The 18,082-nt window shown below is 36.2% G+C and carries 19 protein-coding genes; 1 reads left to right on the top strand and 18 read right to left on the bottom strand.

The features are described from left to right. Positions 1-56 precede the first annotated feature (56 nt). The 15 genes from lacD to B9Y54_RS08375 form a co-directional block, all read right to left on the bottom strand. On the bottom strand, positions 57-1,049 hold the full coding sequence (gene lacD / locus B9Y54_RS08435; RefSeq protein WP_085559849.1) for a tagatose-bisphosphate aldolase: 993 nt from the start codon (positions 1,047-1,049) through the stop codon (positions 57-59). A 14-nt stretch (positions 1,050-1,063) separates the two neighbouring features. Then, positions 1,064-2,215, bottom strand: coding sequence for an N-acetylglucosamine-6-phosphate deacetylase (gene nagA, locus B9Y54_RS08430; protein WP_085559848.1), 1,152 nt, complete (start codon positions 2,213-2,215; stop codon positions 1,064-1,066). 75 nt (positions 2,216-2,290) lie between these two features. Then, the gene (locus B9Y54_RS08425; RefSeq protein WP_085559847.1) at positions 2,291-3,148 is read right to left on the bottom strand and encodes a PTS system mannose/fructose/sorbose family transporter subunit IID; all 858 of its coding nucleotides are present in this window, start codon (positions 3,146-3,148) and stop codon (positions 2,291-2,293) included. Beyond that, positions 3,138-3,926, bottom strand: a complete 789-nt coding sequence (agaW, locus tag B9Y54_RS08420) for a PTS N-acetylgalactosamine transporter subunit IIC (RefSeq protein WP_085559846.1) — start codon at positions 3,924-3,926, stop codon at positions 3,138-3,140. Before agaW ends, B9Y54_RS08425 begins: the two co-directional genes overlap by 11 nt. Before the next feature lie 28 nt (positions 3,927-3,954). After that, complete coding sequence (gene agaV / locus B9Y54_RS08415; protein ID WP_085559845.1) at positions 3,955-4,434, bottom strand: PTS N-acetylgalactosamine transporter subunit IIB; 480 nt, start codon at positions 4,432-4,434, stop codon at positions 3,955-3,957. Positions 4,435-4,462: 28 nt separating this feature from the next. After that, the gene (locus B9Y54_RS08410) at positions 4,463-5,632 is read right to left on the bottom strand and encodes an AgaS family sugar isomerase (RefSeq protein WP_085559844.1); all 1,170 of its coding nucleotides are present in this window, start codon (positions 5,630-5,632) and stop codon (positions 4,463-4,465) included. A gap of 16 nt (positions 5,633-5,648) precedes the next feature. After that, on the bottom strand, positions 5,649-6,077 hold the full coding sequence (gene agaF / locus B9Y54_RS08405; protein WP_085559843.1) for a PTS galactosamine/N-acetylgalactosamine transporter subunit IIA: 429 nt from the start codon (positions 6,075-6,077) through the stop codon (positions 5,649-5,651). A 17-nt stretch (positions 6,078-6,094) separates the two neighbouring features. Then, on the bottom strand, positions 6,095-6,820 hold the full coding sequence (locus B9Y54_RS08400; RefSeq protein ID WP_085559842.1) for a GntR family transcriptional regulator: 726 nt from the start codon (positions 6,818-6,820) through the stop codon (positions 6,095-6,097). A 161-nt stretch (positions 6,821-6,981) separates the two neighbouring features. Then, positions 6,982-7,284 carry an ROK family protein gene (locus B9Y54_RS12965; RefSeq protein ID WP_256205821.1) on the bottom strand — a complete coding sequence of 101 codons (303 nt, stop codon included), beginning with the start codon at positions 7,282-7,284 and terminating at the stop codon, positions 6,982-6,984. Positions 7,285-7,295: 11 nt separating this feature from the next. Beyond that, a complete protein-coding gene (locus tag B9Y54_RS08395) occupies positions 7,296-7,880 on the bottom strand; it encodes an ROK family protein (RefSeq protein ID WP_200805368.1) in 585 nt (194 codons plus the stop codon). An 83-nt stretch (positions 7,881-7,963) separates the two neighbouring features. Then, the gene (locus B9Y54_RS12550) at positions 7,964-8,131 is read right to left on the bottom strand and encodes a DUF6903 family protein (protein ID WP_177173725.1); all 168 of its coding nucleotides are present in this window, start codon (positions 8,129-8,131) and stop codon (positions 7,964-7,966) included. Further along, positions 8,128-10,290 (bottom strand): 1,3-beta-galactosyl-N-acetylhexosamine phosphorylase, encoded by a 2,163-nt coding sequence (gnpA, locus tag B9Y54_RS08390; protein ID WP_085559841.1) that lies wholly within the window; start codon positions 10,288-10,290, stop codon positions 8,128-8,130. Before gnpA ends, B9Y54_RS12550 begins: the two co-directional genes overlap by 4 nt. Positions 10,291-10,305: 15 nt before the next feature. After that, positions 10,306-11,187: a carbohydrate ABC transporter permease gene (locus tag B9Y54_RS08385; RefSeq protein ID WP_085559840.1), complete on the bottom strand. Its 882-nt coding sequence runs from the start codon at positions 11,185-11,187 to the stop codon at positions 10,306-10,308. 16 nt (positions 11,188-11,203) lie between these two features. After that, entirely contained in the window at positions 11,204-11,989 is a 786-nt protein-coding gene (locus tag B9Y54_RS08380) for a carbohydrate ABC transporter permease (protein WP_177173724.1), read from the bottom strand. 185 nt (positions 11,990-12,174) lie between these two features. Next, positions 12,175-13,515, bottom strand: coding sequence for a carbohydrate ABC transporter substrate-binding protein (locus B9Y54_RS08375; RefSeq protein WP_085560551.1), 1,341 nt, complete (start codon positions 13,513-13,515; stop codon positions 12,175-12,177). Positions 13,516-13,679: 164 nt separating this feature from the next. On the opposite strand from B9Y54_RS08375, the gene B9Y54_RS08370 reads away from it, so the two are divergent. Further along, the gene (locus B9Y54_RS08370; RefSeq protein WP_085559838.1) at positions 13,680-14,513 is read left to right on the top strand and encodes an AraC family transcriptional regulator; all 834 of its coding nucleotides are present in this window, start codon (positions 13,680-13,682) and stop codon (positions 14,511-14,513) included. A gap of 155 nt (positions 14,514-14,668) precedes the next feature. Here B9Y54_RS08370 and B9Y54_RS08365 read toward each other — a convergent pair whose 3' ends face one another. Genes B9Y54_RS08365 through B9Y54_RS08355 form a run of 3 tightly spaced genes read right to left on the bottom strand, consistent with a single transcriptional unit; the run spans position 14,669 to position 18,078 of the window. Then, the gene (locus tag B9Y54_RS08365; protein WP_085559837.1) at positions 14,669-15,604 is read right to left on the bottom strand and encodes a D-ribose ABC transporter substrate-binding protein; all 936 of its coding nucleotides are present in this window, start codon (positions 15,602-15,604) and stop codon (positions 14,669-14,671) included. 22 nt (positions 15,605-15,626) lie between these two features. Then, a complete protein-coding gene (locus tag B9Y54_RS08360) occupies positions 15,627-16,595 on the bottom strand; it encodes an ABC transporter permease (protein ID WP_085559836.1) in 969 nt (322 codons plus the stop codon). Position 16,596: 1 nt separating this feature from the next. Continuing rightward, positions 16,597-18,078: a sugar ABC transporter ATP-binding protein gene (locus tag B9Y54_RS08355; RefSeq protein WP_085559835.1), complete on the bottom strand. Its 1,482-nt coding sequence runs from the start codon at positions 18,076-18,078 to the stop codon at positions 16,597-16,599. Positions 18,079-18,082: the final 4 nt, after the last annotated feature.

Genomic DNA, 18,082 nt, shown 5'->3' with positions numbered 1-18,082 from the left:
CTACTATTATTCAAAAAAATCACTCTCACAAGATGCGAGAGTGATTTTTTACGTTATTATTCGTTAGAAACTTTATCATACCAAGATGATGCAGTTGTGTTTAATACAGCATTTAATTCTTCAATATTTTGTTTACCTGTTGTTTTTAACCACTCACGGCCTACTTCTTCTCCTTTTGTTGCATAAGGTGCTACGCCTTCTGACCAAGTTGCACGGCCACATAAAACACCGTTAAAAGTCGAACCAGCTTCTTTAGCAAAAACTAATGTATCTTGGAATAACTTAGCCGAAACTCCTGCACTTAAGAAAATGAATGGCAAGTCTGTTGCTTGGCTTTGTTTTTTGAAGTAAGCAGTTGCTTCTTCTTTTGTGTAGACTGTTTCTTCTTTAGCGAAACCTTCAACAAAGTTCATATTTACTGGAACTTCCATTTTTAATACATCGACTTTATAATCAGCTTTAGAAAATTCTTTCATTGCTTCAATCACTTTATGAGGTTTTACTTTAGCAAATGCTGCTCCCTTGACATCCTCATTCGTTGCATCATAAGTGACAATTTCTAAAAAGAAAGGAATATCTTCTGCTAAACACTCTGATCCTACGCGTTCCATGAAGACATGCTTTTGTTCGTTTATTTTTCTATCTTCATCGGTATCATAATAAAGTAAGAATTTAATGGCATCTGCACCAGCAGCTTTCAGTCTTTTTACTGACCATTCTGGCAGCAAATCAGGTAAACGACCTGGTTCAGTTGCATCGTAACCTGTTTTTTCATAAGCTACTAACAAACCAGCTTCTTTGTCGCGCACTTTCGCTGCGGGCAAACCGTACTCTGGATCTAATAAAATAGATGTCGCAAAAGGAGTTAATTCTTCAGAAACCAATTCTTTAAAACGAACAATACCTTCGTCTCCTACATCTGTTGTACTACCAGCAGCAATCATTTTTTTCAATGAGCCGCGTTGATCAATAGCTAAAGCACCAATAACACCCTTTTCGTCTGATAAACGTTTTAAAGCTTCCATTTTATTTGATGATACTTTTAACATATAATCTCCCCTATCTACTTGGTTTGGTAACGACATTTTCCATCTAAGAAAGTCGCTTTCAACGTTAAACTTGAATCTAAGACAATAAAGTCAGCTGCATAACCAGGAGCTATCTTGCCACAGTCATCTGCTATTTCTACACTTTTAGCGGGTACTATTGTTGCCATTTGAATCGCCTCTTCTGGAGTAGCGATTCCCCATTCAACAACATTTTTCACAGCATCTTTCAATTCTAATACGCTACCGGCTAAAGAACCGCTTTCAAGACGAGCTGCGCCATCTTTGACTTCGACAGGGAATTCACCTAACTCATAGTGTCCTTCAGGCATCCCACCAGCCATCATGCAGTCTGTTATTAAAACCGTTTCTTTTCTGCCTCTAGCATTCATTAGGATATTAGCAGCTACCGGATGAACATGGTGGCCATCACAAATCAGTTCAGCAAAAACACCTTTTAAATCCATTGCTGCTCCAACCATGCCTGGTTCACGATGATTTAATGGACGCATGCCATTGTAGGTATGAACAAAAATGGATGCTCCTTTTTCAACAGCTAACTTCGCTTCTTCATAGGTTGCATCACTGTGTCCTAATGCTACATTAATATGATCCTTAGCGGCATACTCAATAAACTCACTTACTCCTGTTCTTTCTGGTGCAAGCGCAATTTTTTTAATTGTGCCACTAGATAACTCTTGCCATTTTTTTAATTTTTCAATCGTTGGATCACCAAAATATTTCGGATTTTGAGCACCCTTATACTTTTCAGTAAAAAATGGACCTTCTAAAAAAATCCCTTTTATTTTTGCGCCAGTTACCTGTTTATAATTATCTCCAACCATTTTAACAGCCTGATCTAATTTTTCTGTTAAAGAAGTTAATGTTGTTGCTAAGAAGGAAGTAACCCCACAAGAAAGTAAGCCTTCTGAAATAACATTCAGACCTGCTGCATCTGTTGCCATTAAATCATGGTTTTTAAACCCATGAATATGCGTATCTACTAACCCGGGAGCAACACTATAGCCCGTATAATCGAGTATCTCATTACCCGTGCTTGGTTTTTCTTGATAAAAATCCCCAAATTTTCCTTCTATTATTTCTAAATAACCTGGTCCTGTAACGTTATTTTCGAGAAAAAATTGTTCTGCAAAAATATATTTTGACATCACTTTTTCCACCTCTAATTTTTATTCATAATATATTTGTAACACAAAAAGGGGAATAAATTCCCCAATAAGTTTTTAGAATAATCCTACTAAACTACCAAGCAAACCAATTAGAACAGTCATTCCGATTAATGTTAAAGGAGATTTTCCTTTTTTCAATAACCAATAACAGAAGAATGTATACGCTAATGGAAGCAATTTAGGCATAATTTGATCAATAACACCTTCTTGAATATTAACTGGAATTTTACCCGCTTGAATAACTAAGCCCAGTTTAAAGTTAACATAAGAAGCAACTAGAGCTCCAACAACAGCCAAACCAACAATAGAAGCTGCACGAGAGATTTTCTTTGTGCCTTCTTTTAATGAAGAAATAGCTTTTGTACCTGTATTGTAACCATAGTGCATTAAGAAGAATCTTAAGCCAAAGTGAACGATATTAAATGCAATTAAGAAAATAATTGGTCCAGCGACGTTTCCTTGTGAAGAAAGTGAAGCCCCTATTCCACCTGCAATCGGTAAGAGTGTGAGCCAGAACATTGCATCACCAATACCACCTAATGGTCCCATTAAAGCAACCTTGATACCACGAATCGTTGCTCTATCTTCTTTATTTTCTTCCATTGCGATGATGATTCCTTGAATAAACGTTACCAAAAATGGATGAGTATTGAAGAATTGCATATGGTCTAATAAAGCAACTGAAAGGTCACCCTCATCTTTGTGGATTTTTTTCAAGCCAGGTATCAAACCGAAAGTCCAACCACCACCTTGCATTCTTTCATAGTTAAATGAAGCTTGTAAAAGTAGAGAACGCCAAACCATTTTATTCAAATCTTTTTTAGTAATCACCTTTTCAATTGTCGGATCATTGTACGTATTTTTAATAAAATCTTCTTTGTTTAGTGTTGTCGTTGTCTCTTTAGATGCCATCACTGTAGTCCTCCTCTTCGTCAATACCGTTGGCTACAACAGGCGTAGCCTTTGGAGTGTTTCCTTGGGACATGTAGTCGTATCCAGCAATTGCAACTGCTAGAATAGCTACAGCTAGAATCGGTAAGTTTAAATAGGCTGCTGCGACAAATCCCATTGCGAAGAATGGCGCATAAGACCATTTGAACATGATTTTAAGCAACATTGCAAAACCAACTGCTGGCATAATACCACCCGCAACACCTAAGCCGCTGATTAACCAAGCTGGCAATAATCCAACGATTGCTGCTGCTTGTTCTGCTCCGAAATAAATAGGTAAGAATGAAATAGTAAAGAAGAAAATGAACAAGAATAAAGGCCCCATATAATTCAGACGATCAATGGCTTTTGTATTGCCTTCCATAGCGTACGTATCCATTTTGTGCATAATTGGAGAATAAGCTGTAAATAATAATGTAATAAGAGCTTGACCTGCAACTGCGAAAGGAACCGCAATTCCGACAGCTACTTCTGGTGCTTGACCTGATAAGATAGCAAAAGCTGTACCAATAATTCCACCGATTACAACGTTAGGTGGTTGAGCACCAGCAAGCGGTACCATTCCTGCCCAGACAAGTTCTAGTGTTGCACCTGCAATTAGACCTGTTGTAAAATCTCCTAATATAAGTCCTACAACTGCCCCTGTAACAATGGGTCTGTGTATATGTGTTAAGCCGTTGAATTGGTCAATTCCGGCAATTCCAGCCCATAGGCCAATCAGTAATGCTTGAATAAACATGTTGTTTCCTCCCTTATCTTTTTGCTAGTTAAATTTTTGTCATTAAATCGAAACCACGTTCATTAGGTATGCCTTTTACTTCTAGCTTAACTCCTAAAGCAGCAAGTTTTTTAAATATAGCAATATCACTTTCATCGACAGATACAACTGGAGATATTTGTTTCTTTCCTTCAGAAAAATGTAGATTGCCAACATTGATTTCTTTTAGCGGTACTCCTCCTTCGACAAGTCTCAATGCATCTTCGGGTGTGCGCACAACAAGTAAAATCTTTTGATGTGGTGCAGCTTTACCAATGATGCGAATGGTTTTTTCAATAGTAAAGAAACGGCTTTGAGCTGTTTCTGGTAAGACCATGTCCATTAAGTTTTGTTGGACCTCGTCTGTCGCTACTTCATCATTAGCCACAATGACTAAATTTGCCCCTAGGGTGTTGGTCCAAGTCATTCCGACTTGACCATGTATTAAACGGTTATCAATTCGTGTTAATAAAATATTTGGTGTTCCCATAGATTATTCCTCCTATTAGTGTTGGTTCTTATTCGCTGTAATCGTAAATCGTTACACCTTTAACAATACGGTTAACCGTTCCAGTTGGTGATGGTATATCTGGTTTATTTCCTACTTTAATAGAGGAAAGCAGTGAAACAGTTTGACCATAGATCACATATGGTAGAGCTAGGTAAGCATCTGGTACATCTTTGCCTTCTTTACCAAATGAGAATGCAGCACCATCAAAGTTTTGTTCTCCTGTTGTTTCAATTGCAATAACTGATTGAGCAATACCATCTAATTTTAATTCTTTTAAAATATCTAAATCATATTTACGTGTGTAAGCTTGATTAGAAACAAATACAAAAACCAATGCTTTTTCATTTACAAATGATTTTGGTCCATGTCTAAATCCTAATGATGAATCAAAAGCCGTCACAACTTTCCCTGCTGTTAACTCAAGCACTTTTAATTGTGCTTCTCTTGTTAAACCTTCGAGACTTCCTGAACCTAAATAAATAATACGGTCAAAATCGCCGTCAATCACTTCTTGAATTTCTGATACTCTCTCAACAACTGATGAACCCATTTGACGAATCGTCTTAACATAAGCTGCTTTTTCGTCTTCTTTTGCTGTATCAAAAACCAATAAGGCAGTTAGTGTCATACATGAAAAGCTTCCTGTCATAGCAAAACCTTGGTCATTTGAGCGTTCAGGCATCAATAACAATAAATTATTTTTATCGCCCTTTGCTCGTTTTGCTAATTCGCCTTCTTTGGCACAAGTGATGGTTAGTTGATAGAAATCTTTTACTATTTGTTCGCCTAACTCGACACTAGCTACACTTTCTGGGCTGTTCCCACTTCTTGCAAATGAGACCAATAAAGTTGGTATATCTGATTTCAAAAATTGATAAGGATTAGAAACCAGTGTTGTTGTAGGTACAGCAGCTAAATCCCATTGTTTTCCGTCAACTTTGCCTTTTAAATAAGGGATAATTGTTTCTCCCACATAAGCAGAAGTACCTGCTCCTGTAAAGATAACGCGCATATTATCATTTTTTGTTGTTAATTTCTCGAAGAATTCTTCAATATCTTTTTTTCTTTCTGTGTAAGTTGTATAAGCTTCTTCCCATAAATCAGGTTGTTGTGCAATCTCTCTTGTCGTAATTGTTGCACCTAAATTTTCTAATTCTTCTTCATTTAATGTGAACAAGTCTGAACACTCCCCTTTATATTCCGTCTTCCATTTCTGAATCGACGCTAATTTTTTTCTTTTGGACAAATTCTTGTAAACCCTCTTTACCCGACAGTAAAACTTTGGAAACAAACTCTCCTAAAACTAACTCTCGACTAAAACTACCATCCAGCAAAGCTGGTAAATTCGTTCCTGAAACGACTCTTAATTTTTCTTTTTTTGTAGAAAGAATAACCGATTGATTGAACGGTGTTCCACCAGGAATATCGGTAAAAATAACCGTTCCTTGACCTTGCTCAACTGATTCAACGGCTACTTTTAATGCCTCTTGTAAATCATCTGAGCTCATTCCTTCTGAAAAATCAACCACTTGAAAACCTGCTTGTTTTCCAGCGATGAGTTGGATAGATGAATTTAATCCGCTTGCAAATTCTCCGTGTCCACTTAAAACGATTCCAATCATTTTATTCCTTCTTTCTTTTATTTAGAATGTCGAACATTGTAGACAAATTGATCACTTCTTGCCACACTACTCGTATACTCAATAACGATATTTTGTTTATTGTAAGAGGTCCGTTGAATCCTTAAACACGATGAAAAGAAAGCAACTTCTAACATCTCTGCTTCTTCGTCTGTGACAAGGCTAGCTGAGAATTCTTCATCAGCAATTTTAACCGTTTGATTGTAGTCTTCTTTAAAAATTTCATATAAAGGCCGAGTAGATAATTTTTCTTTAGTTAAATTTGGAAATAAATAAGCAGGTATATAACTGATTTCAAACATCATCGGTTCTGCATTTGCTAAACGAATTCGCTCTAGTCGATAAATTTCTTCTCCTTCTTTTAATCCCAATTGTTTGGCAAGTATCGGATTAACAGCATCTAGTTCAAACGTCACAACAATTGTTTTTGGCTCTTTACCCAGTTGGCGCATGTGATCTGTAAAACTATAATTATCCATTAAATTTTTCCGTTCCTTTAACGCTCCAGATACAAACGTTCCTCGTCCATGTCTCTTATAGATATACCCCGAATTTTCTAATTCTGCTAAAGCTAAGCGAACCGTTGTGCGACTCACATCGTACAATTGACAGATTTCTCTTTCTGACATCATTTTGTCATTTGGCTGCATTTTTTGAGTAATATCAGCGATTAAAATATCTACAAGTTGGACATATAAAGGCGTTGCACTATTTTTTTCAATCATTTCATATCCCTCCAACTCAACTGGTAACTACTGGTAACTACCAGCTAAATTAAATATAAATCAAATCAGCAAGACTGTCAATAGAAAACGCTATCTTTTTCAAAATAAAAAGTATTTCTACCTCATAGCTGTCGACTAATAAGGTAAAAATACTTATTTATTTATTTAAAGACACTTAAACCAGCACCTAAAATTCCGTTATCCTGGGCTAGTTGACTAATAAATAACCGTTCTAAAAGAGTCTCTTGTTCTTCAATCAAATAATGGTTCAGCTTTTCTTTTATACTTGTCAGTAAAAAAGGATTATGAACAATTACGCTGCCACCAAAAACAATTTTATGTGGGTCAACTAAGCTACCTACTGCATAAATACCTTGCGCTAGATTATCGGCAATCTCTTCAATAATTGCTTGATAGCCTTCCACACCTTTAAAATACTGTTCAAAAACTTCTTTAGTCGTTATTTCTTTTAATCCTAATTTTTTTCTGCTAAACGTTGAATTGCTGGCCCAGATCCAACTTGTTCTAAGCGTTGATTTTTTGAGTCTTTAGACTTTGAAAGGACAGGAATTAAGCCTAATTCTCCAGCAAAACCTGCTCCTCTGAGAAATTCACCATTATGGATTGTCGTACAAGAAACGCCTGTACTAATCGTCATGTAGACAAAGGTTTCTTCTTGACTCATTTGTGCCATTTTCCATTCTGCATAAGCAGCCATGTAAACGTCATTATCAATCACGATTTTTTCCACATCAAATCGTTCTTTTAGTCGACTGACAACTGGAAAATCTTTCCAAGGAATATTATTTTGAAATACGGCTATTCCGTTGATTCTATCTACTTTACCCGGAACACCTACTCCTATACCCGGTATTTCATTTAAAGAAGTAGCTGAATCAGATAATACCTGATTCATTAATTGAACCACTTGCTCAAAAAGCGTTTCACAATTGGTTACATCACTTTTTACTTCGATTCGATGATACCATTCACCTGCTTCTGTCACTAGTGCGGCCGCAATTTTTGTTCCACCAATATCTAAAGCAATAGCTTTTTTCATTTGTACACTCCCCTTTTCTTATCTAGTAAAAACAAAAACTTTATCAAAGCAAGAAAATTGCTTCAATAAAGTCTTCAACTTTTTTAAACGTATTTTTGATTGTAATTGTACAACAGGCCTAGTAATCCAGTTAAACCAACGAGCATGATACCTAATTCGATTTTACCCGTATTTCTTTGTCCAATAATAACTAGTGCTAAACTAATGACAAAAATAATGAGCTTAATGATTATCCACGTACGCTGTTTCATGTGTATTCCTCCCACCGAATCTCGCTAGGTGCTAATGTTACTTGCGAAGCCTGTCCTCTTCCGTCATAAACGGTTGTTTGTTGCTCCACCATTGAATTGTTTACAATCGCCATTTTTTTAATAGACGGATAAACATGAACTTCACATTGAATGTTGCTTGCATGCCACTTAGTAAACTCATTTTCTTTATTGGCTGCATAGAACAGCGCTCGCATTAACAGCCGTGTATTCTCTTGGCTATAAGGTAGTCCTGCCATATAAACAGCCCGTCCTTTACCAAAATTGTTACTTGACAGGTGGACTTCTCCGTCAGAGTATTCAATAATTTCAGTAGTTTCTGATAAAGCATAAACATTTTTCATCGTTTCGCCAAAATCAAAACTTGTTGCATCTGCTGAAATAAAATGCTCTTCTAAAGCCGTAGTAAAGTATTTATCCGTTGATAAACTAAATCCTAGTTCTTTATCAACGCCAAGTGCCGTTGCCAGTTGGAAATAATGCCCTTCATGCTGATGAGCAGAAGGTTCTCCAATACCAACAAAGCCGCCACCTTCGTGAATCCATTGTCTAATCGTTGTAATGAGTGTTTCATTCATCCATTCTTTGCCTCCTGAAAAGGCAGTTCCTTCATCTCCAGCATTAATAATAACATCAATATCTTTGTCTACACCATTTTTAACAATATCTTCAAAACTAACAAAGACAACGTCGACTGCTGCTCCGCTTAATGATTCGATCACACCCAAATAAGAATAAATTTGTTTGTACCATAAAGCATGAGCAACCATGTGTGTTTGCCATGTTCGTAGTTTACCCCATGAGTTTAAAATAGCTACTTTAACACCCGTGTATGGTTTAACGTCTTTAATTGTATCATAAATTTCACGGAACTCATCTGTGATGTCAGCAATGTAATCAACAAAACCAGGGAATTTATAAGCTAAACTCAAATACCCACCATAACCAATACGATCAACCGGGCTACGCAACATCGCTCTACGTGCTGTTAGCCAATTTTCATTTGCTTCGATAACAGGATCGTTGCCTTCAAAAAATGTATCCGGGAAAAAGTAAGGTAAGAAACGGCCTTCTGTGTAGTTAACGTGTGGAATATCAGCAATCATACGCAATGTTGCTCCACCACCGACGCTTCCAACAACTGCATCCAATCCAATCATTTCAAAGTGCTTGCCATAAGGTTCTGTGCCAATCCAGTTGTCACCTAAGAACATCATGGCTTCTTTGCCACTTTCGTGAACGATATCAACGAGTTCTTTGGCTTCTTTAGCAACAAAATAGTGAATGAAATCCATATAGTCTAAATACGTTTTTGTTGGAATACGAAAAGCAGTATTGTAATACCCACAATCGACGATGTCTTCTGGTCTTAAGCGGTACCCTTTTTCTAGCTCGAAAGCATCTAGTGCAGCTACTGAAACACTTGCTCCATAGCCAAACCAGTCAACGAACTTCTCTTTACCTAACTGATTAAAAACAAGTGTAAAATGGTAGAAGAACGTCGTAAATCGCACAACATCTGTTGCAGGATTATCGATTAACCACTGTTTTAAATATTTTTTCATAATTTCGTTCGAATAAGGTTGTCTAACATCAAAAGGAATATCGTGGGGTTTATCGCCCCAATCGTTGGTGATGTGGTTATACATTTGGGTTGGATCCCATATCGCGTAAACTAAGAATGAAACGGTGTACTCATGAAATGGAATAGCAGTCAAAATCGTAACCGTTTCGTCTGTTTCATTCGCTTCCCAATTTGCTGGATCAACAATCACTCCTGTTGTACGGTCAATGACTTCCCAATATTTTTTAGGGTCATGAATAAAATCAGGTCTTAATTGCTCAGCAAAGTAGCCATCCATAAATGAAATACTGATTTTTTCTGAAAGTGCTGTTTGAAATAAACTCATTAAGTAAATTTGTTGGCATTCTTCTAGGTGTTTTTCTGCAAACTCATTGTGAGCGCGAGCAACGAAATAAGTTGTATAAATTTTTGCATCCAACTCTTTGATTTCGTCATCTAATTTTGTTCCATCACTATCTCGTATTGCGTCAGCACCCCAACGCTCCATCATTTCTTTTGTTTCAGCTAAAAAATTTTGTTCACTAGGTAACGTCACTCTTCCAGTGCTTTTCTTCATTTGATTAACCTCTTTCTAGTCTTTTAATCCTCCAAGGCTCATCCCTTGAGTCAATTTCTTTTGTACTAACACATATAAAATCAACGTCGGAAGCATAACAATAACCATGCCGGCATACATCTGACCGTAGTTAGCAGCTGATTTTTGAGCAGCCATTAAATTCATTAGTCCTACTGGTAAAGTTTTGTTTTTCCCTGGAATCAACGTTAAAGCGATAATGTATTCGTTCCAGAACGCTAAAAAGTTGAATAAAATAATGGTAATAATACTTGGACGCGCCATTGGTATCATAATTTGAATCATTGTTTTGAAATAGCCTGCTCCATCAATAAAAGCCGCTTCTTCAAATGTTGTAGGTAACGTTTGGAAATAACTCGATAACAGATAAATTGTAAACGGTAAGGCTGTTGCTGCATAGACAATTGAAAGCACAAACAAGTTATCCAATAAGAATCCTTCACCAAAATAGGTTCGAAGGAACGTATCGCCTTTTAGCAACATCAAGAAAATAGGCACAACAATGTAGTTTACGTTGATAAATAATCCTGCTTTGAAAAAGGTATTCATTAATTTGCTGCCTTTAAAGGTATAGCGTGCTAAAACGTAGGCTGCTGGTAAAGCAACAATCAGTAAAATAACTAATGAAAGTGCCGTTACCATAAAGGAATTCAATAAGTACGTTCCCATACTTGCTTTTTGGAAAGCATCAATAAAGTTTTGGAAATAAAACCCTTTGGGCGTTGCCCATGGATTATTGTAAAATTCAGCATTTTCTTTGATTGAGGCTAAGAAGACCCAGGCTACAGGAACGAAAATCGTAACCGCTAAAGTGATCAAAGCCATATAAATAAATAAACGATAAAGCTTATCGACACTCATATTTTTTATCTTTTTCATTTTAATGTAGTCCTCCTTAGTACTCAAGTACTTCGCGTTTAGTAATGTGACTAATAATAGCTGCTAAAGCGAATGAGAATAAGAAAATCACCACTCCAATTGCCATACCATAGCCATATGATGAATTCGTGTACGCTTGTTTATACATATAGCTCAAAAATACTTCAGTTGATCCATCTGGTCCGCCACCTGTCATCGCTTGTACCAAAAGGAAACTTAAATTAATTGTACTAATAATAAAGAATGTTAACGTTGTACGAATATTGTTCCAGATTAACGGTAAAGTAATATTGAAAAACTGCACAAAACGACCGGCACCTTCTAAAGCTGACGCTTCGTAATAGCTTTCTGGAATGCTTGCCATACTAGACATGTACATGACCATGTAATACCCAATCGCTTGCCAGACTAACGCTCCAGCGATACTATAAATGACAATTTTTTGATCGCCTAACCAAAGTTGTTGCAAATTTTCTAGCTTCAAAGCTGAAAAGAAATTATTCAATAGTCCTGTATTTGGATCGTAAATAGCTGAAAAGATACCAGAGATAACAACGACTGATAAAATATTGGGTATGTAGAAAATAATACGGAATAAATTATCGCCTTTAACTTTTTCTCTAGAAAGTAACGTTGCGTATAAAATAGCAAAAACCATTGTAATTAACGTCACAACCACAATTAATAAAATACTATTTTGGAAAGCTCTGAAGAAGTTCATATCATTCCATAATATTTTAAAATTAGCTAAACCGACAAATTCTTGGTTATTTGAAAATCCGCCCCATTTATATAGTGACATCCTAAATACTTCAACGGTTGGCAGTAAAATGAATGTCGCTAGCAAAATGAGTGCTGGAAGGATACTAACTATAATAAAAAAATTCTTTTCTTTTTTTCTTGTTCATTCTCATCACCTCAATTTAATAAATAGAACGATGAGGGGATTGACCTCACCGTTCAACCTTCGTGAAATTTAATTTATTTTTATTTTAAAGCTGGTCTTAATTGGTCACTAGCTTTTTCGACTCCTGCTTGCCATTCTTCAACTGTTTTATCGCCAGTAACGATACTATCTACTGTTGCGAATAACTCATCTGCCATGCTAACACCTTCAACAGCATCTGTTGCAGCAAATCCGCCCATACCGGCTTTTGCACCAGTATCATAGATACTATAGAATAATTGGTTATCGCCTGATAATTTATCAGAGATTCCTTCAATGGGTTGTACAGCTCCTGCTTCAGCAAAAATAGTTGCTGCTTCGTCAGAGTAAACATACGTGATAAATTCTTTAGCTGCATCTTTATTTTCAGCTGCTTCTGGAACCCATAATTGTTCAAAGAATGTAAAGGCATAGCGATCTCCGCCTTCTTCAATAGCGGGTAATGCTGTCATTCCCCATTCGAATCCGTCTGATCTTGGAGCTTCTGCCATCTCGCCTACAACCCAAGTTCCATTAGGCATGAAGAGTGCTTTGTCATCAAGAATCAATTGTTGGTTTTTAGTGAAGTCACGGTCATTCCCGTTTGCGACAGTTGTTGGCTCTGTATATTGTGCTAATTTACCAACGATTTCAAAGGCTTTCGTTGCTTCTGGTGTTTCCCAGATACCGTCTTCATAGCTCATTGCACGGTTATAAAAATCAGATCCGCCAACTTCAAATAATAATGAATAGAAGAATGCATCAAAGTAACCTGCATGAGGATAAGTGAATAATGAAATTCCTTCTGCTTTAGCTTTGTCGCCTAATTCCCACATCTCATCCCATGTTTCTGGAACATCCCAGCCTTTTTCAGCTAGTAAGTTTTGATTGAAAAATAAACCTGTTGGACTATAAAACATTGGTGCAAGATACGTTTTTCCATCATTGTATGGATTTGTTACTAATGTGTCAGTAAATCCTGGTACTAATTTTTCGCTTACCTTTACTTCCTCACCATAAACACCCATATCTAATACATCTGTTAATTCTTCTAAAGCATTATCTTTAATCATTGTTTCTGGAAGAGCTAATTTACGACCCGTTCCAAGTAAAACAACATCAGGGTATTTTCCTGCTTTCATATTTGGACTAATGACCTCTTCTAAATTTTTGTCAACAGCTAATTCTACGTCTACATCTGGATTAGCTTTTTCGTATGATGCAACAATATTGTCCCACATTTCTGAACCATAAGCTGATTCAAGTGCAGCTATGTGTAGAGTAGATTTCCCTTCACTGTCGCCGCCTGCTGCTTCTTCTTTGTTTGTATCATCGTTGCCACAAGCCAATAAAGCTACTGAAAATAAAGCGACCGAACTTGCCAATAAAAATTTCTTGTTCATCATAAATCCCCCTCTTATCTTCTTTGCCTCTAAATTATACGGTTGAAAAAGCGCTTTCACAATCGTTATCTTGCTGTATTTTTTATGTTTCTTGTTTTAATTGAAATCATTAACTAAAAACTTTATACTAAATACAGGATTCTTATTTGAATGGAGGCCTCAACGTGTCAAATATTGTTTATGAAATGCCTTGTAGTCACCAGTACGATCTATCAACGCCTTTACTTTATGTTACAAAATCGATGTATGAAAATGATTGGCATAGCTTAAACCATTCTCATCACTTTACAGAATTATTGTATATCACTAGAGGAAAGGGTTCGGTCTTTATCTTGGACAAAGAAATAACTGTTCGTGCAAAGGATCTCATTATCATAAATTCTTATGTCGAACACACCGAAAAATCTTCAATGGACGACCCTCTTGAATACATCGCTCTAGGCATTCAAGGAGTCTTTTTTTCACTTTCTACTGACCAAGATACACCTATCCCTTATTATAGATACAAAGATACAGATGGCGAATATTTATTTTATTTAAAAAAACTAGTAGAAGAAGTTCAGAATCAGAAAAAAAATTATGCGGTTATCGCTCAAAGTCTGTTGGACATCTTATTAATCAAAGTCTTGCGTAGAAATACATTAAAGGTTGAAAAGACTGAAAACCAAAAATTAAGTAAAGATATTGCGGAAATTAAAAAATACATAGAAAACTCTTTTAGAGAGGAAATAAATTTAGATAGTTTAGCAAGAATGAGTCACATTAATAAATATTATTTGGCTCATTCTTTTAAGTCAATCATTGGAATCTCTCCTATTGAATACCTTATTAGCATCCGCATCAAAGAAAGTAAGATGTTATTGAAAACAACCAGTTACCCTATCTCTGACATTTCTACCATTGCAGGTTTTTCTTCTCAATCTTTTTTCTCACAATCCTTTAAGCGTGTGACTAATATGACTCCCTCTGCCTATAGAAAGAGCAAAGCAAAAAGCTGATTCACTCTCAAAAAGCTAGCTACACATCATTCTTTCTTTTCCAAGCTTTTCTAATTGATTTATGACTAGTATTGACTTAATTATTAAACGCAAAAATACAGCATAAGCGACAATAGCTTATGCTGTATTTTATTTTTATTAATAAAAGTGATTATTTATTTGTCGCTTTTAATTAATTCTAATGGTGAAGGAATAGATTTCTCAACGTCTTTACCAGCAAAGTGATCAAAAGCTGCTTGCATAGCTAATTTACCCATTTCAGCTGGTTGTTGTGCCACTGTTGCACTCAATGTTCCAGCTTCAATTGCTGCTAAACCATCATCTGTTCCGTCAAAACCAACAACTTGAATTTCGCCTGTTTTACCAGCTGCTTGGATTGCTTGAATTGCACCTAATGCCATTTCGTCATTTTGAGCAAAAACAGCTTGAATTTCAGGATTTGCTTGAAGCATATTTTCCATAACTGTTAACCCTTTAGCACGGTCAAAGCTAGCCGTTTGTTTGTCGACAACGTCTAATGTATCTTTAGCATAATCATCAAAGCCTTGGCCTCGTTCATTTGTAGCAGAAGCACCTGGGATTCCTTCAAGTTCAGCAACTTTTGCTTGTTTACCAGAAATTTCTTCAATGTATTGAGCAGCAATTTTTCCGCCCTCTACGTTATCTGAAGCAACCAATGTAATGACTTCTCCACCTTCACTTGAACGGTCAATTGTGATAACTGGAATACCAGCGCCATTTGCAGCTTCAACAGCTGGTGAAATGGCAGATGAGTCAACAGGGTTAATCAATAAAATATCGACTCCTTGTTGAATCAAATCATCAATGTCATTGCTTTGTTTAGATGTATCATCTTGAGCATCCAATACTTTTACTTCTGATCCTTTTTCTTCGGCTAAATCAACAATCCCATCTTTTACTGAAATAAAGAAGGGATTATTTAACGTTGATAAAGACACACCAATCACTAAATCTTTAGTGTCCTTTTCTTCAACGACACCTGAATCTTTGTTGTCTCCTTCTAAAGTAGCACTGCCACATCCTCCTAAAAATAATACTGCTGCTGCTACAAAACCAATAAGTTTCTTCATCTTCTTTTCCTCCTATAATGTTTTATTTTTTTCTATCCAATAATACTGCAATAATGATGACGATTCCTTTCACAATTTGTTGGTAAAAACTAGACACTCCTAGCAAGTTTAACCCATTATTCAATGTCCCCATAATCAGTGCACCGATTAAGGTTCCAATAAGTCTACCACGTCCTCCTGAAAGACTTGTTCCGCCTAGTACAACAGAGGCAATCGCATCCATCTCATAAGATTGTCCAGCAGTTGGTTGAGCTGAATTCAATCTTGACGTAATAATAATACCAGCCACAGAGGCCATCATTCCGGAAATAGCATAAATAGCTATTTTAATACGGTCGCTCTTGATACCGGCGATAAAGGCTGCTTTTTCATTACCGCCAATTGCAAATACTTTTCGGCCAAACGTCATTTTGTGTAATAACACATAGAGCACTGCGAAACAAATCAGCATCACTACAACTGGGAAAGGAATACCAAATAAGTAACCACGTCCAATAAATTTAAAGATAAAACTATCGCCAATACCAGTGATTGGATTTCCGTTAGTAAAGACTAGGGTTGCTCCCCTGAAAATAGTCATCGTTGCTAAGGTTGCAATAAAAGGTGCCATTTTTCCTTTTGTGATCAATAAACCGTTAAACCCACCTAATAATCCACCAGCAATAATCGCTAGAACCATTGCCAACAAGGGATCTAATCCAGCTACAATTCCACCTGCCATTAAAGCACTACTTAAAGCTAAAGTTGAACCGACTGATAAATCTATTCCGCCAGTTAAGATGACAAACGTCATCCCAAAAGCAATCAAGGCATTCGTTGAAACTTGTCTTAACAAGTTTAATAAGTTATTTGGCGCTACAAACCCTGGATTAAGAATGGTTACAAAAATAACCAAGACAATCAATGCTAGTAACGGTCCTAATTTTCCAATCAATTCTTTTCTTGAATTTTTTTGTTCGGCTAATTTCACTTGTTTTGTATCTGAACTCATATCAATATCCCCCAGTAGCAAGACTCATAATTTTTTCTTCTGTTGCTTCGACTCTATCCAACTCGCCAGCAATCGTTCCTTCATGGACGACGATAACTCGATCGCTAACACCTAGTACTTCAGGTAAATCACTCGAAACCATAATAATCGCTACACCTCGATCGGTTAGTTCATTCATCAATTGATAAATCTCACGTTTTGCACCGACATCAACGCCCCTAGTAGGCTCATCTAAAATGAGAACTTTTGAACCTATTCCAATCCATTTTGCAAGAACCACTTTTTGTTGATTTCCACCGGATAGATTTGAAACAGCTAATTCAGCAGATTGTGCTTTCACACTTAAGCGTTTCATTAACAAATCAACAAAGTCTTTTTCAGCAACTTCATCAATTAGACCTCTCTTTTTAAACCCATCTATTGACGGCAGTGAAATATTTTCTTTAATCGAATACTCTAAAATCAAGCCTTCATCTTTTCGATTTTCTGTTAAAAAACCAATACCTTGATGAATTGCATCGCTCGGTGTTTTAATCTTGAGCAATTTATCTTCTAAATAAACTTCTCCTTGATCTAATGTATCAATCCCAAAAATCGCCCGCATCATTTCAGTCCGACCAGATCCCATTAGACCAGAAAAACCAATAATTTCACCTTGTCGTACGTTAAAGGATACATTTTCGAATACACCTTTTTTAGTTAGATGACGTCCTTCAAAAATAATCTCACCTATTTCTGATTTTTTTTCAGGATAGTAATCATCTAAATCACGTCCAACCATTTTACGTACCACTTCATCTACATTTGTTTCGTTTGTTTTTGTTGTATCAATAGAGACGCCATCACGCATAACCGTAATCGAGTCACTAATTTTAAATATTTCTTCCATTCTATGAGAGATATAAATAATAGCTACGCCTTTTTCTTTTAAATTCAAAATAATTTTAAACAAGACTTCAATTTCTCTTTCTGTTAATGCAGCTGTTGGTTCATCCATAATCAAGACTTTTGCATTGGTCATAAGGGCTTTTGCAATTTCAATCATTTGTTGTTGACCAACAGATAATTGGTTAACTTCTAAGTTTAAATCAATCGTAATACCTAAATCATCAAAAATAGCTTTTGCTCTTTTTTCCATTTCTTTTTTATTCAACCAACCAAACTTATTTTTTAGTTCTTTTCCAATAAATAAGTTTTCTACAACAGTCATTTGAGGCCATGTATTCATTTCTTGATGAATAAAACTTACGCCATGCTCTTCAGCTTCTTTAGGATTTTCATAGACGGTTTCTTTTTTATCAATCATAATTTCGCCGGTGTCGTATTTATGCATACCTGTTAGAATATTCATTAGCGTGGATTTTCCAGCGCCATTTTCTCCCATTAATGCATGAATTTTACCGCCCTCTAATTCAATATCGACGCCTTTAAGAACAAAGTTTGTACCAAAACTTTTTGTGATGCCTTTCATTGTAACTTCCATTTTT

The sequence above is a fragment of the Carnobacterium iners genome (assembly GCF_900177385.1).
Taxonomy (GTDB): Bacteria; Bacillota; Bacilli; order Lactobacillales; family Carnobacteriaceae; genus Carnobacterium_A; species Carnobacterium_A iners.
The sequence above is the reverse complement of the archived record's forward strand: the minus strand, read 5'-3'. Positions and strand labels throughout refer to the sequence as shown.